The organism is Lactobacillus sp. B4026, assembly GCF_026535825.1.
Taxonomy (GTDB): domain Bacteria; phylum Bacillota; class Bacilli; order Lactobacillales; family Lactobacillaceae; genus Lactobacillus; species Lactobacillus panisapium.
On the sequence record NZ_JAFNPD010000002.1, the window covers coordinates 54,871 to 76,838 of the forward strand.

20 protein-coding genes are annotated in these 21,968 nt (G+C 37.6%); 17 read left to right on the forward strand and 3 right to left on the reverse strand.

Features of this window, described 5'->3' with window-relative positions; genetic code table 11:
* The first annotated feature begins 225 nt into the window (after nucleotides 1-225).
* The 5 genes from J3U69_RS02175 (at nucleotide 226) to J3U69_RS02195 (ending at nucleotide 9,130) form a co-directional block, all read left to right on the forward strand.
* Nucleotides 226-1,995 (forward strand): oligopeptide ABC transporter substrate-binding protein, encoded by a 1,770-nt coding sequence (locus J3U69_RS02175; protein WP_267412891.1) that lies wholly within the window; start codon nucleotides 226-228, stop codon nucleotides 1,993-1,995.
* Between the two features lie 114 nt (nucleotides 1,996-2,109).
* Nucleotides 2,110-2,796: a ribonuclease III gene (rnc, locus tag J3U69_RS02180; protein ID WP_103751786.1), complete on the forward strand. Its 687-nt coding sequence runs from the start codon at nucleotides 2,110-2,112 to the stop codon at nucleotides 2,794-2,796.
* A 12-nt stretch (nucleotides 2,797-2,808) separates the two neighbouring features.
* Nucleotides 2,809-6,372, forward strand: coding sequence for a chromosome segregation protein SMC (gene smc, locus J3U69_RS02185; protein WP_267412892.1), 3,564 nt, complete (start codon nucleotides 2,809-2,811; stop codon nucleotides 6,370-6,372).
* 2 nt (nucleotides 6,373-6,374) lie between these two features.
* Nucleotides 6,375-7,676, forward strand: a complete 1,302-nt coding sequence (gene ftsY, locus J3U69_RS02190) for a signal recognition particle-docking protein FtsY (RefSeq protein WP_267412893.1) — start codon at nucleotides 6,375-6,377, stop codon at nucleotides 7,674-7,676.
* A gap of 29 nt (nucleotides 7,677-7,705) precedes the next feature.
* Nucleotides 7,706-9,130, forward strand: coding sequence for a C69 family dipeptidase (locus J3U69_RS02195; protein ID WP_267385453.1), 1,425 nt, complete (start codon nucleotides 7,706-7,708; stop codon nucleotides 9,128-9,130).
* A gap of 291 nt (nucleotides 9,131-9,421) precedes the next feature.
* Here J3U69_RS02195 and J3U69_RS02200 read toward each other — a convergent pair whose 3' ends face one another.
* Nucleotides 9,422-10,849, reverse strand: a complete 1,428-nt coding sequence (locus J3U69_RS02200) for an APC family permease (protein WP_267412895.1) — start codon at nucleotides 10,847-10,849, stop codon at nucleotides 9,422-9,424.
* A gap of 345 nt (nucleotides 10,850-11,194) precedes the next feature.
* On the opposite strand from J3U69_RS02200, the gene ylxM reads away from it, so the two are divergent.
* The 7 genes from ylxM (at nucleotide 11,195) to J3U69_RS02235 (ending at nucleotide 15,955) form a co-directional block, all read left to right on the forward strand.
* Nucleotides 11,195-11,536, forward strand: coding sequence for a YlxM family DNA-binding protein (ylxM, locus tag J3U69_RS02205; protein WP_220219808.1), 342 nt, complete (start codon nucleotides 11,195-11,197; stop codon nucleotides 11,534-11,536).
* A gap of 3 nt (nucleotides 11,537-11,539) precedes the next feature.
* Nucleotides 11,540-12,967 carry a signal recognition particle protein gene (gene ffh, locus J3U69_RS02210; protein WP_220219807.1) on the forward strand — a complete coding sequence of 476 codons (1,428 nt, stop codon included), beginning with the start codon at nucleotides 11,540-11,542 and terminating at the stop codon, nucleotides 12,965-12,967.
* Between the two features lie 84 nt (nucleotides 12,968-13,051).
* The gene (rpsP, locus tag J3U69_RS02215; protein ID WP_103751780.1) at nucleotides 13,052-13,324 is read left to right on the forward strand and encodes a 30S ribosomal protein S16; all 273 of its coding nucleotides are present in this window, start codon (nucleotides 13,052-13,054) and stop codon (nucleotides 13,322-13,324) included.
* 72 nt (nucleotides 13,325-13,396) lie between these two features.
* Nucleotides 13,397-13,912 carry a ribosome maturation factor RimM gene (gene rimM, locus J3U69_RS02220; RefSeq protein ID WP_103751779.1) on the forward strand — a complete coding sequence of 172 codons (516 nt, stop codon included), beginning with the start codon at nucleotides 13,397-13,399 and terminating at the stop codon, nucleotides 13,910-13,912.
* Complete coding sequence (gene trmD, locus J3U69_RS02225; RefSeq protein ID WP_267412897.1) at nucleotides 13,902-14,627, forward strand: tRNA (guanosine(37)-N1)-methyltransferase TrmD; 726 nt, start codon at nucleotides 13,902-13,904, stop codon at nucleotides 14,625-14,627. The genes rimM and trmD overlap by 11 nt, the downstream gene beginning before the upstream one ends.
* 114 nt (nucleotides 14,628-14,741) lie before the next feature.
* The gene (gene rplS / locus J3U69_RS02230) at nucleotides 14,742-15,089 is read left to right on the forward strand and encodes a 50S ribosomal protein L19 (protein ID WP_103751777.1); all 348 of its coding nucleotides are present in this window, start codon (nucleotides 14,742-14,744) and stop codon (nucleotides 15,087-15,089) included.
* A gap of 98 nt (nucleotides 15,090-15,187) precedes the next feature.
* The gene (locus tag J3U69_RS02235; protein ID WP_267412898.1) at nucleotides 15,188-15,955 is read left to right on the forward strand and encodes a nucleoside phosphorylase; all 768 of its coding nucleotides are present in this window, start codon (nucleotides 15,188-15,190) and stop codon (nucleotides 15,953-15,955) included.
* A gap of 274 nt (nucleotides 15,956-16,229) precedes the next feature.
* Here J3U69_RS02235 and J3U69_RS02240 read toward each other — a convergent pair whose 3' ends face one another.
* Nucleotides 16,230-16,526 (reverse strand): hypothetical protein, encoded by a 297-nt coding sequence (locus J3U69_RS02240; RefSeq protein ID WP_267412899.1) that lies wholly within the window; start codon nucleotides 16,524-16,526, stop codon nucleotides 16,230-16,232.
* 62 nt (nucleotides 16,527-16,588) lie between these two features.
* On the opposite strand from J3U69_RS02240, the gene J3U69_RS02245 reads away from it, so the two are divergent.
* A complete protein-coding gene (locus tag J3U69_RS02245; RefSeq protein WP_267412900.1) occupies nucleotides 16,589-16,948 on the forward strand; it encodes a MerR family transcriptional regulator in 360 nt (119 codons plus the stop codon).
* A gap of 48 nt (nucleotides 16,949-16,996) precedes the next feature.
* Here the strand turns inward: J3U69_RS02245 and lexA are convergent, their stop codons facing one another.
* The gene (gene lexA, locus J3U69_RS02250) at nucleotides 16,997-17,620 is read right to left on the reverse strand and encodes a transcriptional repressor LexA (RefSeq protein ID WP_103751773.1); all 624 of its coding nucleotides are present in this window, start codon (nucleotides 17,618-17,620) and stop codon (nucleotides 16,997-16,999) included.
* A 152-nt stretch (nucleotides 17,621-17,772) separates the two neighbouring features.
* Between lexA and J3U69_RS02255 the strand changes: the two genes are divergently transcribed.
* The 4 genes from J3U69_RS02255 to J3U69_RS02270 all read left to right on the forward strand — a co-directional run bounded on the left by J3U69_RS02255 (nucleotide 17,773) and on the right by J3U69_RS02270 (nucleotide 21,926).
* Nucleotides 17,773-18,021, forward strand: coding sequence for a DUF896 domain-containing protein (locus J3U69_RS02255; RefSeq protein WP_103751772.1), 249 nt, complete (start codon nucleotides 17,773-17,775; stop codon nucleotides 18,019-18,021).
* A 69-nt stretch (nucleotides 18,022-18,090) separates the two neighbouring features.
* Nucleotides 18,091-18,306: a YneF family protein gene (locus tag J3U69_RS02260; RefSeq protein WP_220219802.1), complete on the forward strand. Its 216-nt coding sequence runs from the start codon at nucleotides 18,091-18,093 to the stop codon at nucleotides 18,304-18,306.
* Nucleotides 18,307-18,379: 73 nt separating this feature from the next.
* Complete coding sequence (locus J3U69_RS02265) at nucleotides 18,380-20,134, forward strand: ABC transporter ATP-binding protein (RefSeq protein ID WP_220219801.1); 1,755 nt, start codon at nucleotides 18,380-18,382, stop codon at nucleotides 20,132-20,134.
* The gene (locus J3U69_RS02270; RefSeq protein WP_103751769.1) at nucleotides 20,127-21,926 is read left to right on the forward strand and encodes an ABC transporter ATP-binding protein; all 1,800 of its coding nucleotides are present in this window, start codon (nucleotides 20,127-20,129) and stop codon (nucleotides 21,924-21,926) included. The genes J3U69_RS02265 and J3U69_RS02270 overlap by 8 nt, the downstream gene beginning before the upstream one ends.
* Nucleotides 21,927-21,968 lie beyond the last annotated feature (42 nt).

Below are 21,968 nucleotides of genomic sequence, written 5' to 3' on the forward strand. Positions count from 1 at the left end.
TAATCAAGTTTTGATTTTAAACAAGTTTTAAAAATAAAGCTCATAAATAAGGGGTATTTGTTGTCCTTATGTAAATAAAATTAAAATATAGCGAATAATAATACAAAATAATGAATTAAAAATTAATAAATGTATTGATTTTTTAATTTTTTCTGCTAATATTTATTTATTAGCTTGTTTCAAACACTTAATTACATATTTTTAACAAAAGGAGAAACTTGTTTTATGAAAAAAGGTAAATTTCTAGGCTCATTAGGAGTTGTTTCTGCAGCTGCCTTAACTTTGGTAGCCTGTGGCAAGAGTAATAATAATAGTAATGAAGGTGCTAAAAAGGCCGACAAGTTTCCTGTTGAAACGGCGAACAAAGCGGCCAAGCAAGGCGGAACGATTAAGGTAGCACTTGAGTCAGATACGCCGTTTACTGGGGTCTTTCTAGATGAATTGCAAAATGATCAACCAAGTGCAGATGTTTCTAGTCCCGGTCAAGAGTCGCTTTTTGATACAGATGATAATTACAAAATTAATGATAAAGGCCCAGCAACCTTAAAGCTCAATCGTAAAGCTAAAACAGCAACGATTACGATCAAAAAGGGCGTTAAGTGGTCTGATGGTAAACAGGTTACAGCTAAAGACATTGAATATGCATATGAAATCTTGGCAAATAAGGCGACTAAGTCGCAACGATATTCATCGCAGTATGCCATTATTGATGGACTAGAGGCTTACCGTGATGGTAAAGCTAAAGCCATTTCTGGAATCGAGATGCCAGATGGTGAAAATGGACTGAAAGTGGTAATTCACTGTAAGGAATTAAAACCTGGCATGTATAACAGCGGTAATGGCTACTTATTGGAAAGTGCAGCACCATATCACTACTTGAAGGATATTCCATTTGACAAGTTAGAGTCCTCTGACAAGGTGCGTGAGAAGCCGCTTTACTTTGGGCCATACAGAGCGCAAAAAGTTGTTCGTGGCCAGGCAGTTACGTGGGTACCTAATAAATACTACTGGCGAGGTAAGCCAAAGCTAGATAAAATTATTATTCAAGTAATTACGACCAAATCAGCTTCGCAGGCAATCAAGAGTCATAAGTTTGATGTTGCGAGGGTGGTTAATAGTCAGTGGAAGGAGGTCAAAGATACCAAAAAGATTACCTTCGTGGCTAAAGTCCCATTAGCCTATTTTTACATGGCTTTCAAGGTCGGCAAGTGGGATAATAAGACCTCTAAAAACGTCATGAATCCTAAAGCTAAAATGAGTGATAAGTCACTTCGGCAAGCAATGGCGTACGCGCTAAACACTGATTCTGTTTATAAGCACTATACAGATGGCTTGAGTTTCCAAGTGCCAACTTTGATTCCTGAACAATTTGGTGATTATTTTGCGAAAGATAACAATGGCTATTCGTTTAACTTGAAGAAAGCCAATCAGATTTTGGATAAAGCTGGTTATAAAAAGAAGGGTAAATGGCGGACTACGCCAGAAGGCAAGCCTTTAACAATTAATTTACTCGCCAAAGGCAATACGCCAATTGATGAACCGATCGTTCAAAACTATATTCAACAATGGGCAAAAGCTGGCTTAAATGTAAAGTTGATCGGTGGCCGTCTTAGTGAATTCAATTCATTCTATGATAAAGTTCAACATGATGATCCTAAGGTCGATGTTTTCCTTGGTGGTTGGATGTTATCTTCGGAGCCATCGGCAGAACAGTTATACGGTCAAGGATCAATTCAAAATTACTCACGGTTTGTTACTCCTGAAAACACTAAATTATTACAAGAAATGGATTCGCAAAAAGCCTTTAATCACCAATATCGGCTTGATAAATTCCATGAATGGCAAAAGTACATGAATGACCAGGCTTATGTGGTTCCAACTTATAACACTTACCAAATTGATGCTGTTAATAGTGAGTTAACGGGTTTTTCGCAAAAGCCATCGAAAATGAATAACGGCCACATCCTTTGGGGTAATGTTGCATATGCTAAGTAAAGATAAATAGTTAGAATTTAAGAAAATTATTGCATGAATTTGATGTAATAGTTTTCTTTTTCATTTTCGGCAATAAAAACTGGTATAATCTAGAGAGAAAAAGGGGTTGAAAAGATGGTCAGTACGAAATTTATTAATCAATTAAAAACAAAATATAAAATTAGATTTAATAGCCCAAAATTATTAGAAGAAGCTTTCACTCACTCTTCATACGCCAACGAACACCCAGGAGATGGCGTGCGTGATTACGAAAAGCTTGAATTCTTAGGCGATGCAGTACTTGAATTGGCTATTTCAGATTATTTATACCGCAACTTTCCTCAGCTAAATGAAGGCGAATTGACTCGCATGAGGTCTAACATTGTTGATACTGAAGGCTTCGCTGAATTCGCTCAAAAATTTGGCTTTCCAGCAGAAATAAATCTAGGTCATGGTGAAGAAAAAGCAGGTGCTCGTTCACGCAAGACACTTTTGGAAGATGTATTTGAAGCTTTCAACGGTGCCCTTTTTCTTGATCAGGGCATGGATGCAGTTGAACACTTTTTGAGTTTGACGGTTTTTCCATTGATTGATGCGGGTAAATTTGATGCCTCTCGCGATTATAAAACTGATTTGCAAGAATTTTTACAACAAGATGGTCCAGTAAAAATTGAGTACGAAGTGATAAAAGAAGAACAAATGCCGTCACGTTTTACCGTTCAACTGGTAGTTAATGGTAAAGTATTATCACAAGGCAAAGGACATAATAAAAAAGCTGCGGAACAAGAAGCAGCACGTGCAGCTTTGCATAAACTCAATTAGGGGGATGAGTACTTGCCGTTAACAGAACTTATTATTGATGGTTTTAAATCTTTTGCAGAAAAAACCAGAATTAAATTTGATACAGGAATTACCGGCATTGTTGGACCAAATGGTAGTGGTAAAAGTAATATTACGGAAGCTATTCGCTGGGTAATGGGTGAATCTAGTGCAAAATCACTCCGGGGTTCGAATATGAAAGATGTGATTTTTGCTGGAAGTGAATTTCGTAAGCCTGCTAGCCATGCCGAAGTGTCGATGATCTTTGATAATCATCAACGTGAACTTAATTTTGATGAAGATCAAGTTATCATCTCTAGGCGTATCTTACGTTCAGGCGACAATGAATATCTGATTAATAAACGTAATGTTAGACAAAAAGATATTCGAGCGCTTTTCTTAGATTCAGGGATTTCGCAAGATAGTTTAGCCATCATTTCTCAAGGTCGGGTTGATCAAATCTTGAATTCGCACCCTGAAGACCGCCGGGGATTATTTGAAGAGGCCGCGGGAATTTTACATTTTAAAAAGCAAAAAGAAGAAGCGAGAGTTCAACTTGAGCAAACAACTGATAACTTGGTTCGGATTAATGATTTAGTAAAAGAACTTGAACAGCGAATTGAACCTTTACATGAGCAAAGTTCCCTTGCAAAGGAATACCAATTTCAAAAAGATGGCTTGGATCAAGAGCTGAAAACACTTTTAGCCTTTGAAATTGAGGATTTGGATATTCAAAAAAAGTCCGTTCAAACTAAAGCTGATCAAAATCAAGTTCTTTTGTCAAAGCTTGATCGCGAAGTCAAAGAATCGCAAGCTGCAGTGGCTGCTAAAAGGGATGAATACAAAGAAATTAGCGGGCAGCGTGAGCAAATTCAAGAGGAATTGCTGGCTTTGACAAAGAAACTTTCCGAAATAAATACCAGTTTACAAGTAGCTGAGCAAAGTAAACAGTATAGTGAAGCTACTAAAAAAGAATATGAATCTGAATTAGTTGATTTAAAAAAGCAAGTGGTAGCCTTACAAAATGAATGTTCTGAATTAAGTGAAAATAAGCAAAGTTTAGCTGCTGAACAAAAGCTTTTGCAAGACCAACGGACAGAATTAACTAACCAATTAGATGAAAATCCGACTAAGTTATCACAAAAATTAGATGATTTAAGAAGCGATTATATCCAACTTTTGCAAGATCAGACTTCTAATAATAATGAAATTGTTTATTTGAAATCTGAACTAAAACGGACGGCTGAAAATGACGAATATCAAAATGATGATGTTGCTGCTCAATTGCAAAAAGCAACTTTAGAATTAGATAGATTGCGTGAAACTGGCAAACAACTGAAGGAAAAGCATCAAGCAGAAAAAGACCAGGTTAATGCATTAACAAGTCAGCAAGCGGAAAAACAGGAAAAATTAGCTGATTTGCGGCAAGTTGTCAATACCAATAGTCAGCGCTATAGTCAGATAAATGCTCGTTATGAAGCTTTAGAAAACATTCGTAAGCGGCACGAAGGATATTATTATGGGGTTAAAAATGTTCTTAATAATTTAACGAACTATCCTGGCGTGATCGGTGCGATTGGTGAGTTAATCTCCTTTTCAGCTAAATTTGAAGCTGCAATGGCCACTGCACTTGGAGGCGGTGTGCAAGATTTAGTTACTACCACGAAGACAAGTGCCCGTGATGCCATCAATCAACTGAAAAGTAGCCATTCTGGTCGAGCAACGTTCTTACCGCTTGATGGCTTACGAGAAAATTCCATCCCGCCTTCAACAGTTAAAATTATCGAATCTTATGATGGCGTTCAGGGAATTGCTAATCAGTTAGTAGAAAATGCCACAGATTATGATATTACGCCTGCTATCAATTATTTATTAGGCAGTACGATTATTGTCGATACAATTGACAATGCCATGAAAATCCGTCAGAGAATTGCTCGCTACCGAATTGTTACGTTAGATGGTGACGTCATTTCGCCTGGAGGCTCAATGACTGGGGGAACGCGAAACCAAAAAAATAATTCGCCACTGCAAACCGTAACTGAACTTAATCAGTTACAAAAAAGCCGGGTTCAATTAAAAAAGCAGTTAACTGAAGATCAAACTGCTTTTACCGCCTTAGCTGCTGAAAGTGATGTTTTAAACCAAAAAATTACCGAAGCTCAAAAAAAACAGCAGGATTATAGCCGTGAACTTGGTGAGGCAGTTCTTTCCTATCAAAACCAAGAAAAAGAAGTCAACCGCTTAAAGGCAGCTAATCAGTTATTTGAAGTCCGTAAAAAAGAACGCGATGAACAAGTTGTCGAGCTTAAGGAAAAGATTGCAAAAGCCGAGCAGCAAAAGGCTAGCTTTGTTACGCAAATTGAGCAACAAAAAGCGGCAATTAAAAATATCCAGGATCGAATCGAAAACTTTACCGCTCTAAATCAAAAGGTTCAGGAAAAATTAGCTGAACTTGATCCACAGATTGCAGTTTATACTAATAAACTAGAAAATCTGACCAAGCAACAGTCAGATAAAAAACGTGATTTAAATCAGCATGAAAAACAAATTACTGCTTTAACTAAAAAGTTAGCGACGCTCAATGAGAGTGGCCAACTTGACCAGCAAAAAAAGCAGCAAATGGACGAAGAGCAAAAAAATGGAGCGGTAAAAAAAGAGCAGTTGCAAACGCAGTTAAGTCAATTAAGTTCCCAATTAGGTAAGGCTGACGCTAAAATTACGCAGCTAGACCAAGTTGCTAGCCGGAACTATGATTTACGTAAAGATGCTGCGGCAGAACAAGAAAGCTTTTCCGTCAAAATTGCACAGTTAACTAGTCAAATCGATCAGCGCTTAGATCAACTAAGTAAAGATTATTCGTTGACATTTGAGGCAGCTTTAGCCCAAGCCGACTGTGAAAATGATGAAGAAACCCGTCAGCGACTGCAAAAAAGTGTCAAATTGCATAAAATGTCAATTGAAGATATTGGTCCGGTAAATATTAAGTCAATTGAAGAATATGAAGACGTTAAGAAGAGATATGATTTTCTGAACAACCAGCAAAATGATTTAATCAAGGGGCGCGATAATTTGCGGGAATCAATGGCAGAACTTGATCAAGAAGTTTCTACTAGGTTTAATGCCACGTTTAGCGCTGTATCTGAGAGTTTCACGCAATTATTCCCTGTAGTCTTCGGCGGAGGGAATGCGAAACTTGTTTTAACTAATCCAGATGATATGTTAACGACGGGTGTCGAAATTATTGCGCAACCGCCTGGTAAGAAATTGCAGCGACTAAGCCTACTTTCGGGAGGAGAAAGGGCACTGACTGCCATTACATTATTATTTGCTATGCTGAAATACAAACCAGTACCATTTTGCGTATTAGATGAAGTCGAGGCAGCACTTGATGATGCTAATGTAACGCGTTTTGCTAAGTTTTTAGAAGATTACGATATGCATACGCAATTCATTGTAATTACGCACAGGCGGGGCACGATGGAGCGTGCTGACCAATTATATGGCGTTGTGATGCAGGAGTCTGGTGTATCGCAGGTACTTTCCGTTTCATTAAAAGAACTAAAAAATGAGGTAAATTAACATTGGGTTTATTTGATAAAATAAAAAAATCATTGTTTGGCGACAATGAAGAAGAGGAAAAGAATAAAAAATCTGAAGAGGAATCCCAAGACAAAGAGGCTCAAGATGACGATCAGGCAGATAGCGATTCTGAAAAGCCGTCTGAATCTGAGCAAGAAGAGAAAAATAGTCAGCTAAATGAAAGTGATGCTGACAGTCAGTCCGACATTTCAGCAAAAAGTTCAACTGCAAATAAGGCAGAAGAGGAAAATGGACAAAAGCTGGTTGCGGTTGAAACTGAAAACCAGTCTCAGGACAACGATACCGCTTCAAGTGACGTAACGGCAAAGTCTGAAGCAGATGAAGCTGAAGAAGAAACTGATCAATCTGATAGCCAAACTGAGCTTTATGAAAAAGGGCTAGAAAAGACCAACCAAGGCTTTGGAGCACGTTTAAATAAATTTTTTGCTCAATTTAGAACAGTTGATGAAGATTTCTTTGACGATTTGGAAGAACTGTTAATAGAGTCAGATGTTGGTTACGAGACGGCTGAACAATTAACGACTGCACTAAGAGACGAAGCCAAATTGCAAAAAGCGAAGTCACGTGATGATTTGAAAAAAGTGATCGTTGAAAAATTAGTTGAACTTTACGATCAAAATGGGGATGCAGCTAATGAAAAATTGAGCTCTCACGATGACGGTAAAACAAATATTTATTTATTTGTCGGTGTAAATGGTGCTGGTAAAACAACAACGATTGGCAAATTGGCTAAGCGATTCAAAGATGAAGGAAAATCTGTTTTGTTAGCGGCAGCTGATACCTTTAGGGCTGGAGCAGTTGAACAATTAGTTGAATGGGGCAAACGAGTTGGTGTCCCGGTAGTTACTGGAAAAGAGCAGGCCGATCCAGCCTCTGTTGTCTTTGATGCAACAACAAAAGCAATTGCGGAACATGCTGATTACTTGTTGGTTGATACAGCCGGCCGTCTTCAAAACAAAAAGAATCTGATGAGTGAACTCGAAAAAATTGAGCGAACAATCAAAAAGCAGGCGCCGGATGAACCAACCGAAACTTTATTAGTTTTAGATGGATCAACTGGACAAAATGCATTATTGCAGGCCAAGGACTTTGATAAAACGACAAAATTGACTGGTTTGGTTTTAACCAAGTTAGACGGCTCTTCAAAGGGTGGTGTTGTTTTAGCAATTAGAAATGAAATGAAATTACCGGTAAAATTGGTTGGCTTAGGCGAAAAAGCTAGCGATTTAGCCGATTTTGACGCGGCTGATTATGCAGTTGGTCTTTTCCATGATTTGGTTTAAGATAAAGAAAAAACAAAAGGAGTTTATTAATGAAAGAATATAGCGCATGTACAACTATTTTGGTTGGGAAAAAAGCATCCGTTGACGGTTCAACGATGATTGCTCGAAATGACGATACTTTTCGACCAATTACCCCGCAAAAATTTATTATTCACCCAGAGGCAAAAGGCGAAAAGGGGCGGAAGATAAAATCATGGCTTAATAAGTTTGAAATGGATCTTCCAGAAGATGCACAACGTGTGCCTGCAGTACCTAATGTTGATTACAAGCACCGGGGTTATTACGATGAAAGTGGTATTAACCAAGATAATGTTGCAATGTCTTGTACAGAATCAACCTATGGTAATGAACGTGCTTTGGCCTATGATCCCTTGGTGAAGGATGGTTTAGATGAAGATTGTATGCAGTCGGTTGTTTTGCCATACATTCATTCGGCCAAAGACGGTGTCCAATTTTTAGGCAAATTAATTGCCAAATACGGATCACCTGCGGGCAACTCTGTTTTATTCGGTGACAAAGATGAAATTTGGTACATGGAAATTGTAACTGGTCATCATTGGGTTGCACAGCGTATCCCAGATGATGCATACGCTGTTGCGGCTAATCGGGTTTCAATTGAGCAGGTTGACTTCACTGATTCAGATAACTTCATGTGGAGTGACGGTATACGAGAATTTGTTGCTGATCACCACCTAAATGTTGACCATGAAGGTTGGAATTTCCGTCATATTTTTGGTACTTACAGTCAACAAGATCGTTATTACAACACTAATCGTGTATGGTATGGGCAAAAGTATTTTAATCCTGAAATTGAACAAGAACCAACTGATGGTGATTTGCCATTTATTCGCCGGGCTGCTAAGAAAATTACCCGTGAAGATATCGAATTTGTCTTAGGAAGCCATTATCAAAATACTCCGTTTGATCCTTTTGGTAAGGGAACAGAAGAAGAAAAGCACCGTTTCCGTCCAATTGGTTTAAATCGGACTCAAAATGCGCATATTTTACAAATTAGAAATGATGTTGCTGCTGATAAGGCAGCTATCATGTGGCTATGTATTGGTGGACCTACTTTTACGCCATTTGTACCATTCTTTGCAAATATGAGTGATACTGATCCATCATATAACAATACATCAATGGACTATAACATGAATGATGCATGGTGGTATTACAAGTCACTTGCTGCACTAGTTGAAAGCCATTATCCACAATTTGTTCAGTTGGATACTGATTATTTAAATGAGTTGAATCAATATTTCAGGCGTCGTGTACACGAAATAATTGATGGTGCTGGCGATAAGTCCGGTGCTGCCTTAACTGAATACTTAACAAAGGCGAACCAAGAAACCGTTGCTTATACTCGTAAGCGTTCAGAAAAATTATGGGCACAAATGATGATTGATTCCATTAACATGTCAAAATTAACTTTTAACATGGATGCTAATTTATAATCTTTAGAAGAAACTTGTATGACACAGATTGTGAAATACAAGTTTTTTACTCGGCAAATCAATCCGATTGGATTACGCCTAACATTGATAAACTTGTATGATCGTTATCTATGATCGTTATCAAAAACCTTTTTTATTGGTATCAGAAATTGCTGCATTTTGTCAGAAGATTCCTAAAAGCTTCTTTCTGGAAGAATAGGTCAAAAATGTGTGGTAAGTAAAAAACCTCCCGCTAATATTTCGACCGTCTACTTGACACGGTACGGATCATTTAGTTAGCGAGAGGCTTTTTTATTTTCTATTATTAATGTTGGAATGTCTGATACCGTAAAAGCAATAAATTAGTATCCCGATGATTGACCAGAAGAGCATATACTTTTTGGCTTGTAAATCTAATCCCCAGAAAACTGCGAAAGAACCTAAAAAGGCTAGGAACGGTAGGATGGGATAAAGAGGCATCTTAAATGCAGGATCCACAATATCATGACCTTCTCTAGGCCGCAGACGATAAATTCCAATTGAAACAAACATGAAGGCAATCAGAGTACCTGCGGAAACTAGTTGTGTTAAAAATGAAAAAGGAATAAAGGCAGAAATGATAATAGCCACGATTGCAACTGTCCAGAGTGAATTGGCAGGACGATGATCACTATTTAATTTTCCTAATTTTTTAGGTAACATCCCATCTCGGCCAAAAGAATACACTAAGCGTGAGCTGGCCATGCATAAACCAATTAATGCTGTAAACATCCCTAAAACGGCGACAGATTGAACGATTACAGCAATTACGCCATGTCCAGTATGCCGCAAAGCGTAGCCAACGGGCTCGGCTGAATTAAGGTATTGGTGATATGGTACCATTCCAACCAATACGAGGCTAACTGCAACAAATAAAACGACAGCAATTAATAATGAACCAATAATACCGCGTGGCATTGTTTTTTGCGGATTAACGGCTTCAGCTGAATTTGAAGCAATTGTGTCAAAGCCTAAAAAAGAAATATAAATCATTGATACACCAGCGTAGATACCTTGCCAACCACCGAAAGGACCATGGCTTGTTGCCCGGTATTGCGGCACAAAAGGTAGAAAATTGGCTTTTTTAATTGCAGTTAAACCAACCACAACAAACAAAATAATTGCCAAGACTTTAATTATCACTAAAAAGTTTTCTACTTTGGAGGCTTTTGAAACACCGAAGCTAACTAAAATAGCACACAAAAAAATAGCGATTAGGGCAACTAAATCTAAGACTCCGCCGTTAACTCCAAGAGGATTGACTAAAGCATTCGGCAGACGCCAACCTAGGGGAGAAATTAAGGCACGAAAGTTAGCTGATAATCCAGAAGCAACAAAAGCCATACCGATTAGGTATTCCGCTAATAAAGCCCAACCTGAGAACCAACCCCAAAATTCGCCAAAAATAACATTGATCCAGGAATAAACTGAACCTGCAAATGGCATCGCTGCTGCCATTTCAGCGTAGGCAAAGGCAACAAGTCCAGCGACGATTGAGGCAATCACACAGGAAATTGCTACAGCTGGGCCCGTATGTAAAGCTGCCACTTCACCTGGTAAAGTGAAAATCGACGTAGAGACAATGGTCCCAACACCAAGTGCTAAGAAATCCCGTACTTTTAATGTTCGAACTAAATGTCCGTCTTTTTCTTGATAAATACTAGGATTTTCTTTTCGATTCATTTTTTTCCATAAATTCACGTTAAAATCTCCTTATTATTTTTTCCGAAATCAGAGGACTTAAAATGATCCAAGTTCAGCTAATTGTTCAAGTAAAACTGCTAGTTGATAATCAAACTACTTTGGATCGCTTTAAAATTGATTTTAATATTACTTATCTATTATGATAGTTGTTTTTAAAAAAGTTAAGTCCTATCAAATAATTTTGTAATTATTCTACTATATTTCTATGTGAAATAAACATTCGTAATAATACAGGCATTAATATCAAAAAGCAAGTTTTGCAGTAGGAGATTTTCAGACAATATTAGCTTTCTCGATCGTCAATTACCCGTATTTTTGCTATACTGGTTCAAGGTGAAAGTAATGGATGAACTCGTAAAAAATGAAATATTAGGTGATTTATACGCCTATTACGGAAAATTGCTAACCAAAAATCAGCAAGACTATTTCGAAGACTACTATTATAATGATCTATCCTTGGGAGAAATCGCCCTTAATCATCAGGTATCAAGACAGGCAGTTTATGATAACCTTCGGCGCTGTCGCAAGCTTTTGACGAATTATGAAGAAAAATTGCATATGCAAAGAGATTATAATGACATTGAACAAAAACTAACTAAAATTTCTGTAACGATTAAAGAAAATCAACCAGCATGTGCGCTTAGTCAAATAGAACAATTATTAAGTAAAATGAGGGGAGAATGATTCATGGCTTTTGAAAATTTAAGTGAACGAATTCAAAAAGCGTTACGCAACCTAACTGGCAAAGGTAAAATTTCCGAAGAAGATATCAATACTGCTAGCCGAGAAATTAGATTGGCATTGTTAGAGGCCGATGTTAATTTTAAAGTTGTCAAAGACTTCATTAAAAAGATTAAGAAAGAGGCTCTGGGCAAAGAAGTTCAGGAAAGCCTGAATCCTGGTCAGCAAGTAATTAAGATCGTCAACGATGAACTGACCAAGATGATGGGTGAGAGTGCAGCCACTCTTAACAAGTCCAAGCATATTCCGACGATCATTATGATGGTTGGTCTTCAGGGTACTGGTAAGACGACTACGGTGGGTAAATTAGCTAAGCGGTTAATTGACAAGGATAAAGCTCGCCCATTGTTAATTGCCGGTGATATTTATCGTCCCGCCGCAATTGATCAACTTGAACAAATTGGTGAGCAGTTAAATGTTCCTGTTTATAGTGAACACGATGAAAAAAATGTTGCCAAAATAGTTGAAAACGGCTTAAAGCAGGCTGATGACAATAAAAATGATTATGTAATTATCGATACTGCTGGTCGACTAGAAATCGATGAACCATTAATGGAAGAGCTTGAGCAAGTTAAAAAGGTTGCGCAACCAGACAACATTTTGCTTGTCGTCGATGCCATGACTGGTCAAGCCGCTACGGATGTGGCTAAAGGTTTTGATAGTCGGCTAGATATTACTGGGGTAATTTTAACTAAACTTGATGGTGATACCCGTGGTGGTGCAGCTTTATCAATTCGAGCTGTCACTGGTAAGCCAATTATTTATACTGGTCAAGGTGAAAAGTTAAGTGATCTGGAACAATTCCACCCTGACCGGATGGCTTCAAGAATTTTAGGCATGGGAGACATGCTGACCTTAATTGAAAAGGCGCAGCAAGATTACGATGCCAAAAAGGCTGAAGAAGTTGCAGAGAAAATGAAGGAGAATACCTTCGATTTTAATGACTTCGTAGACCAGCTTGAACAAGTTGAAAAGATGGGTCCGCTTGATCAGTTAATTAAAATGATTCCAGGCATGGCCAATAACCCACAATTGAAGAACATGAACTTTGATAAGAAACAGATTGTTTACGTCAAAGCAATCATTTCTTCAATGACAGAAGCAGAACGGGAAAATCCCGAATTGCTTAACCCAAGTCGGCGCCGGCGAATTGCTGCAGGTTCTGGACGACCAATCGTTGAAGTTAACCGAATGATTAAGCAATTCAAACAAGCCCGTGATATGATGAGCAAGATTACAAAGGGTAATCTAAAGGGCATGGGCAATCTTCCTGGAATGGATTCACCAATGGGCAAGATTGCAATGCGCCGCATGGGTAAAAAGTTTAAGAAGAACAAGAAGAAGAGAATGAAAGTCAAGCGTTATCATTCTTAAAAAATATCTGTTAAGGAAAAACACTTTACACCTATTTTGAAAAGTGCTATATTATTATTCGTAAGTTTTTAGGAGGAATTTAATATGTCAGTTAAAATTCGTATGCGCCGCATGGGTGCCAAGAGAAAGCCTTTCTACAGAATAGTTGTAGCAGACTCAAGAATGCCTCGTGATGGTCGTTTTATCGAAGAAGTTGGTTACTACAACCCAGTTTCAGAACCAAAAGAATTGAAGCTTGATGAAGATAAAATCTTTGAATGGTTAAAGAAGGGTGCACAACCTTCAGACACTGTTCGGTCACTTCTTTCTGGTGCCGGCTTAATGAAGAAGCTGCATGAATCAAAATTTAACAAATAATTGATTTGTTTACTTTAAAAGTTTGAAGCAGTTTGCTTCAAACTTTTTTCTTTGTTGAATTTAGGAGAAGAAATGCAATATTACGATGTCGCACGCATACTGAACACACATGGTCTAAATGGGGAAGTTAAGGTAACAGTAATTACTGATTTTCCTGAAGAACGTTTTTCACCGGGGAGTGAACTTTCTTTAAAAGACAATCCTAATTTTGTCCTAACCGTTAAAAGCAGTCGACCATTTAAACAATTCTGGCTATTGCAGTTTGAAGAAGTTAGTACGATTGATGATGCCGAAAAATTAAAGGGAGAAACAATCGTAATTAGTCAGGAAAACCAACACGAATTACCTGCTGGCGCCTACTATTACCGCGATATTTTGGGTTGCCAAGTCTTGGATAACGAAACCAACCAAGACCTAGGCAAAATTACGGGTATTGAAACTCCTGGTGCAAACGATGTCTGGGAAATAACCGAAGACTCGGGCAATGAATATTTAATTCCATATATTGATGAGGTCGTTAAGCAAGTCGATATTGCCAATAAAAAAGTTTATGTTGAGTTATTGGAGGGCTTACGCGATGAAGATTAATGTTTTAACTCTTTTTCCTGATATGTTTACCCCATTAACAACTTCAATGTTAGGACGTGGACTGGAAGATGGAAAATGGGATCTTAACTTAGTAAATTTTCGAGATTTCACAAGCGATGTCCATCATCACGTTGATGACACGCCATACGGTGGTGGTGCAGGCATGGTTTTACAAATTATGCCAATTAAAAAGGCATTGGCTTCTCTAGCAAATAAGGGCAAAGTCATTATAACAGCTCCACAGGGTAAAACTTTTAACCAAAAGATGGCACAAAATTGGTCCCAAGAAGAAAATTTGACCTTTATTTGTGGTCACTATGAAGGTTTTGATCAGCGGATTTATGACTTAGCAGACGAGACTGTTTCGATTGGGGACTATGTTTTAACTGGTGGTGAGTTGCCAACAATGAGCATGATCGATGCTACTGTTCGTTTACTTCCAGGAATTTTAGGGAATGCTGCCTCACCAATTGAAGAAAGTTTTGCACATGGTTTGCTTGAATATCCGCAATATACCAGGCCAGAAGATTTTGAGGGGATGAAAGTTCCTGCAGTATTAACTTCTGGCAATCACCAAAAAATTGCTGAATGGCGAAAGAAAGAATCTTTGCGTGCTACTGCATTATATCGCCCGGATTTATTAGCAGATTACCACTTAAGTGATGAAGAAAAGAAATTGCTCGCAGAAATTAAGCATGAAGATGATGAAGCTTGATTTAATAACTTTATTTTGCTAAGATGATTGAGGTGCAAATTTTTTGCATTAATAGTTATGGGTGTTCCGCTGGCGCATAGGACGTTGATGAATGCCGCAGAAGGAGAAAAAATTATGGATCCATTAATTCAAGAATTGACTAAAGAACAATTACGTGATGATATTCCTGACTTCCGTGCTGGTGACACAGTTCGTGTTCACGTACGTGTTGTTGAAGGTAGTCATGAACGTATTCAGATGTTTGAAGGTGTCGTAATCAAGCGTAAGGGTGCAGGCATTGCTGCTACATACACTGTTCGTAAGATTGCTTCTGGTGTTGGTGTTGAACGTACCTTCCCAGTTAACGATCCTCGTGTAGCTAAAGTTGAAGTATTACGTCACGGTCGTGTTCGTCGTGCTAAGCTTTACTACTTACGTGAACGTCACGGTAAATCTGCAAGAATTGCGGAAAAACGTCGTTAATTCACTATTAAAAAAGAACCATCTCGCATTTAAGAGATGGTTCTTTTTTTGTGCTTTTTATGATAGCATTTTAATCAATATCTTAATTTGGAGGTAATTTGATGAGCAAGCCATTTTTATTAGATTTTGATTCAACTCCGCGTGCGGTTTTAGAACCAGATCATGAAAGAAATGAAACGCATTATCACTTTCATGCAAAATTGCTCTTTGCCTTTTTAACGCAAGAAGCAATTGATGACTTCTTAGCTCAGCATCCGCACCGAGTTCTGGGTCACTTCGATTGCTTTGGTAAAGTGACCTTAATTTATGAGGTGGAGATGCCAAAAGAAAAAATCACTTTGTGTCAGGCAATGCTTGGCGCTCCTGCTGCGGTTCAAATGTTAGACTGGCTCATTAGCTATGGTGTCAAGCAGATTTTGGCAATCGGTTCAGCAGGGACACTTGTTGATCTGCCAGAAAATTATTTTTTAGTTCCGACCAAAGCAATTCGTGATGAAGGAACATCTTTTCATTACATGGAGCCAGGCAACTTCGTTGATTTGCGTTCAGCTTTTTTAACTAAAACTGAAAATTTGATGGTGCAAAATGGTTTTAAAGTCAAAGAGGTAACGACTTGGACTACTGATGGTTTTTTCAGGGAAACTGCTAGAAAGGTCAAGCAATTTAAGAAACTTGGTGCTGCATGCGTTGAAATGGAATGTGCCGCAATGGCTGCTTGTGCACAATTTCGGCAAGCTGATTTTGCGCAAATTCTGTTTACTGCCGATTCACTTAATGATATTGAGGATCATCAAGAACGTGGCTGGGGTATAGATGCGCATGGTAAAGGACTGGAACTAGCAACAAGCATACTCGACCAACTCTAGTTTTGACTTTGTGAAAAGATATGCTGTGAAACCAAAGTGAAACATCTAAATAATTCACAATGTAAAATTAAAATGTTGTAATATCGGTATTTATTGCTAAAAATCGCCGTAAACTTTGTGAAGCTAAGAAGCATAGCTGATGTGGAAAGTCATCAGATTCTTTTTATGAAAGCGATTATACTTGACTTAACGTTAAAAATGGTAACAAATATATTGAAGTGGAATTAAATAGCAAACAGAAGATCTCTTTTGTAAATTAAATAATGCCATTATTTTAAAAACACCAGTTTAACCAACTTAAAGCAATAGTTATGGTCAGTCTGATAAACCAGTGAAGCCAATTGATTTTTCTGTTTAGGCAATAGCCATTAATTAACGCAATGAGTAAGATTGCAAATAAACAAATTGGCGCATATTTATGGTAACCAGTTAAGCAGGTCAGTATTAAGAAAACGCTTGCGATAACGTTTAAGCAGATTAACCAAACAGGAATTTTGTGAATGCTAGCTACGGCCGCAATTATCATTATTGTTCCGTAAATAATAGTCAATAAATTAGTTGAAATTTTCAATTTTCTTTCCTCCTAGCGCTAGTTAACTATAGGGGGTTGACCCAACGTCAAGGAGAATATACATGTATTTAAAAGAATTTATCACTAAAATGAATACTACTAAGGATACAGTTAGGTTTTATCTTGAATTAAGTTTATTAACGCCAATACGAAAGGGGAAAAATTATTGGTTTACTGATAATGAAGTAGAATCATTTCAGGAAATAAAAAACTTACAAGAATTGGGCTTTTCACTAAAAGAAATTTGCGCAATCAAAGAATTGAATGACCAGTCATGTGGTACAAAAAAGCAGCATGAGCAAAATCTTCGGCTAATCGAAGAAAAAATAGCAGAAAATGATGCTGCAATCAGAGAACTGCGTCACAGAAAAAAAGCTTTAGTGGCATTGAAAAAAGCACTAAAAAAACTGCTCATTAAGTAAATGAACAGTTATTAATTAAACGATCTAACAGACTAAAAACTTTTTAAGCTAATTAATATTATTACGGTAAAGACCAACAACTTTACCTAAGATATGAACACTATTAAGAATAATCGGTGCCATGTTATCATTTTCAGGTTGAAGACGATAATGATCTTTTTCCTTATAAAAACGTTTAACAGTTGCTTCGTTTTCATCTGTCATGGCAACAACAATTTCACCATTTGTTGCTGAGCTTTGTTTACGAACAATAACATTGTCACCATTTAAAATACCAGCATTAATCATACTTTCCCCGTGAACACGTAGCATGAACAGGTCACCAGCATCATTTTCTAAATCTGGTGGAAGAGGGAAGTAATCTTCGATATCTTCAACCGCCAAAATTGGCTGACCGGCAGTAACAACACCGACAACAGGTATTTCAGTTGGCTTAACGCCAATGGCTTTCTTACCTTCGTCTGTTATTTCCAATGCTCGCGGCTTGGTGGCATCCTTAACAATAAGGCCTTTGCGTTCCAACCGTGACAAATGACCGTGAACAGTCGAAGTCGAAGAAAGTTGAACTCCTTGGCAGATTTCTCGCACAGTTGGCGGAAATCCGCGCTTTTCAACTGTGTCATAGATATAACGTAAAATTTGTAATTGTTTTGAACTTTGTTTGTTAGTCATCTTTAGCTCCCATGATAGTCTATTTGCTGATAAACATATTCTAACAGAAATTAAGTCATAATACAAACAAGCGTTCTAAGAAATTAAACTTTTTTTCTTAGCTGAAATAGGGTAGACTCTTTTTATTAAGAAGTGCGAAAGAGGTGCAAAAAATGACAGAAGACAATGAAAAAAAGATGATTAATCGGATAAACGAACTATATCATAAGAAAGAAAAAGAAGGTTTGTCTGATGAAGAAGAAAAAGAACGTGAAAAACTTCATCAAGAATTTATCAAGAACTTTCGTGCCGGTTTTAAGCAAGATGTTGAAAACCTTGTCATAATTGATAAGAATGGCAAGGAAATTACTTCTGAAAAAGCAAAGAAAGCTCAGCGGAAGAAAGGTTTACGAAAAGACTAATTTACGTCTTTAAATTTACTTAAATTTTCGGTAAGATATATCTATTGGACAAATTGAGGTGATTATTTTATGAAATTAGGATTAGCGATTGTTTTAATTATTGTTGCATTATTAATTGGCCTTGTTGGCGGTTTTTATGGTGCAAGAGCATACATGAAGAAATACTTTAAAGATAATCCACCAATCAGTGAGGATATGATCGTTGCCATGATGTCACAAATGGGGCAAAAGCCTTCCGCTAAGAAGGTTAACCAGGTGATGAACATGATGAAGCATCAAAAATAGTCAATCTTACTGAATTGAAAATAAAGACGGAGGATTATTTCTCCGCCTTTTTATTTGGAAAGAAAGGTGAAAAATGGGTATATTTTTTAAGCTTGGATGGTTTTTTAAAAAGGAGAAAAAACGGTACCTAATTGGTGTGACCTTCTTGGCTTTAACGTCTGTAATTAATTTGGTTCCACCGCGAATATTAGGACTAATGGCTGATCAGCTCGATAAAGGACATATTTCTTGGCAAGAATATGGCTTGTTAATTTTGACAATCATTTTCGCGGCACTACTTTTATATGGCTTTCGTTACTTGTGGCGCAGGCAAATATGGGGTGGAGCGGCAGAACTAGAACTGCAGTTGCGCTCGAAATTATTTCGGCATTTTATGGAAATGGATCGCACTTTTTATCAACGCCACCGAACAGGTGATTTAATGGCGCACGCAACCAATGATGTTTCAGCTATTCAAGAAGTTGCTGGTGAAGGTGTTTTGACTTTGGTCGATTCTTTATTAATGAGTGTTTCAACCATGATCGCAATGATCATCTTTGTTGACTGGCGGTTGACGATAGTTGCTTTAATTCCCTTACCTTTCTTAGCTTGGGGAGCTTGGAAGTTGGGCGATCAATTATATGATGCCTTTGATGAATCACAGGCTGCTTTTTCCCGCCTCAATAATAAAACACAAGAATCTGTTTCAGGAATTAAGGTCCTAAAAACTTTTGGTCAGGGTAAAGAAGATACGCAAGCATTCAATGATATGATTGCTAATACGATCAAAATCAATAAACGTGTTTTCAAGTGGGACTCCTTGTTTGATCCACTAGGTACTTTACTAATCGGTTTAACTTACACAATTACAATTATCTATGGTGGGTTATTGGTTAGTAACCGGGCTCTTACAATTGGCCAATTAGTTTCTTTCATTGCGTATATTGGGAATATGGTTTGGCCGATGTTTGCAATTGGCTATCTATTTAATATTCTAGAACGTGGTAGCGCCAGTTACGACCGTGTAGAAAAGTTACTGGATGAAAAGCCTGCAATTACTGATCAAAATGCTGATCAAAGCATTCATGCTCAAGATATTGATGGCGACTTAAAATATGAAGTAAAATCCTTTGCTTATCCAGATGAACCACAAATTCCAGTTTTGCACAATATTGATTTCACTTTGAAAACAGGTCAGACTCTTGGCTTGGTCGGTAAAGTTGGTGCTGGTAAAACGACCATCATTCAACTTTTGCTACGCGAATTTGATCAATACGATGGCAAAATCACTTTAAACGGTCATGATATTCGGGAAATTCCTCTGAATGTTCTATTAAGACAAATTTCATACGTGCCGCAAAACAATTACCTCTTTTCTACTAGTATTCAAAAAAATATTGCTTTCTCTGATGCAAATTCCGATGAAAGTGCGGTCATTTCTGCTGCGAAAAAGAGTGATTTGCACAATGATATTCTACAGATGCCTGGCGGATATAATACGCTAATTGGCGAAAATGGCGTTTCCTTATCTGGTGGTCAAAAACAAAGAATGTCTATTGCTAGGGCGCTTTTAAAGCAAAGTAAAATTTTGGTGTTGGACGATGCGCTATCAGCAGTCGATGCCAGAACAGAAATGGCAATTTTGAAATCACTTCGGCAGGAGAGAAAAGGGAAAACGACCTTAATTGCAACTCACCGATTAACTTCCGTAATGGGAGCAGATTTGATTTTGGTATTAAAAGACGGACGAATTGTTGAACGAGGCACACATGATCAGTTATTAGCAGAAAATGGCTGGTACGCTGATATGTGGCAACGGCAAGAATTAGAAGAAAAGGTAGGTGAATAGCTTGGAAGAACAAAATAATTATGAATCGGTCTGGTCCAAAGAAATACCTGTCAAGGAACAAATTGGCATCTTCAAGCGACTACTTCGCTTTGTAATGCACTTTAAAAATGAAATGATTATTGCTGGTGTGGGTGCATTTCTTGTCAGCGTCATTAATATGCTGTTACCTTATGGTCTGCAGTATTTCTTGGATAATTATTTAGTCAAAGCCAATGTTACGACGCAAGTGATTTTATTTGCCGGTTTTTTATATGCTTTTGGCTCAGTAATTAAGGGTATTCTTCAATTTACCTACGAATACTTTTTTGCTCTTGGATCCGAAAAGTCATTGGAAGGCCTACGGTCGGCTTTGTACCAAAAACTCCATCAATTGGGAATGCGTTATTTTGACCAAACGCCAGCAGGCTCAATTGTGTCAAGAGTAACAAACGATACGATGACTTTGAGTAATTTTTTAACGGTCCTATCTAGTGTCGTTATCTCTTTCTTTTCGATTATTTCAGCGCTAGTAGCAATGTTTACAACTAATTTTTTAGCTGGACTAATCGTATTGGCTTTCTTGCCAATATTATTACTTATTATTTGGCAATATTCTAAAAGAAGTTCCAAACTCTATCGAAGTTACCGTGAGCGGTTAAGCCGGATAAACACTAATTTAAATGAATCAATTGAAGGTGTTTCTCTGATTCAGCAATTCAAGCAAGAAAAACGAATGACTGGCCATTTTGAAAGTGAAAACACGGCACTAATGAAAACCCGTTTTAACATGATCAATCTTAATTCGCTTTTACTTTCGCCGTTAACTAGTTTGCTTTATTCTCTGGCACTTGCTTTAACTTTAATGTACTTTGGCTTTCCACTACGCCAGACTTTTGTGCCTGCGGGTGTTGTGTACGCTTTTTCACAATATATCTCACAGTTTTTTAATCCGATTGCAAACATGATGGACCAGATGACCTTTTTCCAAGACGGAATAGTTGCTGGTAAGAGAATTTTTCGAATTTTAGATAATACTGATTATGAACCTAAGCAGCAAGAACAACCGGGATTAACAATCACACAAGGGAAAATCGAATTTAAGCACGTAAGCTTTTCCTACGATGGAAAAAACGAAATTTTACACGATATTTCCTTTACCGTTAATCCAGGAGAAACTCTTGGAATCGTAGGTCATACAGGTTCCGGTAAAAGTTCAATCATAAATGTTATGATGCGCTTTTATGAATTCTACCAAGGTGAAGTTTTAATTGACGGCGTCGATATTAAGAAGTACCCGAAAAAGGAATTACGGCAAAAATTAGGTCTAGTTTTACAAGAACCGTTCATGTTTTATGGTGATATTAATTCTAATATTAGGCTGTATAACCAAAACATTACCGATGACGAAATTAAGGCTGCCGCAAAAACTGTCCAGGCTGACAGTTTTATTGAAAAATTGCCTGGCAAATATCATGCTAAGGTTGGCGAGAATGGCAGCGAATTTAGTCAAGGGCAACGACAATTGATTTCTTTCGCACGAACTTTAGTAACTGATCCAAAAATTTTGGTTTTAGATGAAGCTACTGCAAATGTTGATACCGAGACAGAAACCTTGATTCAACAGGGATTGAAGAGCTTACGAAAAGGAAGAACGACTTTAGCGATTGCTCACCGTTTATCAACTATCGTCGATGCTGACCAGATTATTGTTCTAAATGATGGTAAGATTATTGAACGTGGTAACCACGAGGAACTGCTTTCCCAAAAGGGTTATTATTATAACTTATATACCCTTCAAAATAACCAAAATTAACTTTATGCACGAGTTCACAAAGAGCTCGTGTTTTTGTTTCCA

What these genes read in the sequence shown, in the direction of transcription:
- J3U69_RS02175 (WP_267412891.1), top strand. Translation starts at nt 226, where the DNA reads ATGAAAAAAGGTAAATTTCTAGGCTCATTAGGAGTTGTTTCTGCAGCT.
- rnc (WP_103751786.1), top strand. Translation starts at nt 2,110, where the DNA reads ATGGTCAGTACGAAATTTATTAATCAATTAAAAACAAAATATAAAATT.
- J3U69_RS02195 (WP_267385453.1), top strand. Translation starts at nt 7,706, where the DNA reads ATGAAAGAATATAGCGCATGTACAACTATTTTGGTTGGGAAAAAAGCA.
- ylxM (WP_220219808.1), top strand. Translation starts at nt 11,195, where the DNA reads ATGGATGAACTCGTAAAAAATGAAATATTAGGTGATTTATACGCCTAT.
- ffh (WP_220219807.1), top strand. Translation starts at nt 11,540, where the DNA reads ATGGCTTTTGAAAATTTAAGTGAACGAATTCAAAAAGCGTTACGCAAC.
- rpsP (WP_103751780.1), top strand. Translation starts at nt 13,052, where the DNA reads ATGTCAGTTAAAATTCGTATGCGCCGCATGGGTGCCAAGAGAAAGCCT.
- rimM (WP_103751779.1), top strand. Translation starts at nt 13,397, where the DNA reads ATGCAATATTACGATGTCGCACGCATACTGAACACACATGGTCTAAAT.
- trmD (WP_267412897.1), top strand. Translation starts at nt 13,902, where the DNA reads ATGAAGATTAATGTTTTAACTCTTTTTCCTGATATGTTTACCCCATTA.
- rplS (WP_103751777.1), top strand. Translation starts at nt 14,742, where the DNA reads ATGGATCCATTAATTCAAGAATTGACTAAAGAACAATTACGTGATGAT.
- J3U69_RS02245 (WP_267412900.1), top strand. Translation starts at nt 16,589, where the DNA reads ATGTATTTAAAAGAATTTATCACTAAAATGAATACTACTAAGGATACA.
- lexA (WP_103751773.1), bottom strand. Translation starts at nt 17,620, where the DNA reads ATGACTAACAAACAAAGTTCAAAACAATTACAAATTTTACGTTATATC.
- J3U69_RS02255 (WP_103751772.1), top strand. Translation starts at nt 17,773, where the DNA reads ATGACAGAAGACAATGAAAAAAAGATGATTAATCGGATAAACGAACTA.
- J3U69_RS02260 (WP_220219802.1), top strand. Translation starts at nt 18,091, where the DNA reads ATGAAATTAGGATTAGCGATTGTTTTAATTATTGTTGCATTATTAATT.
- J3U69_RS02265 (WP_220219801.1), top strand. Translation starts at nt 18,380, where the DNA reads ATGGGTATATTTTTTAAGCTTGGATGGTTTTTTAAAAAGGAGAAAAAA.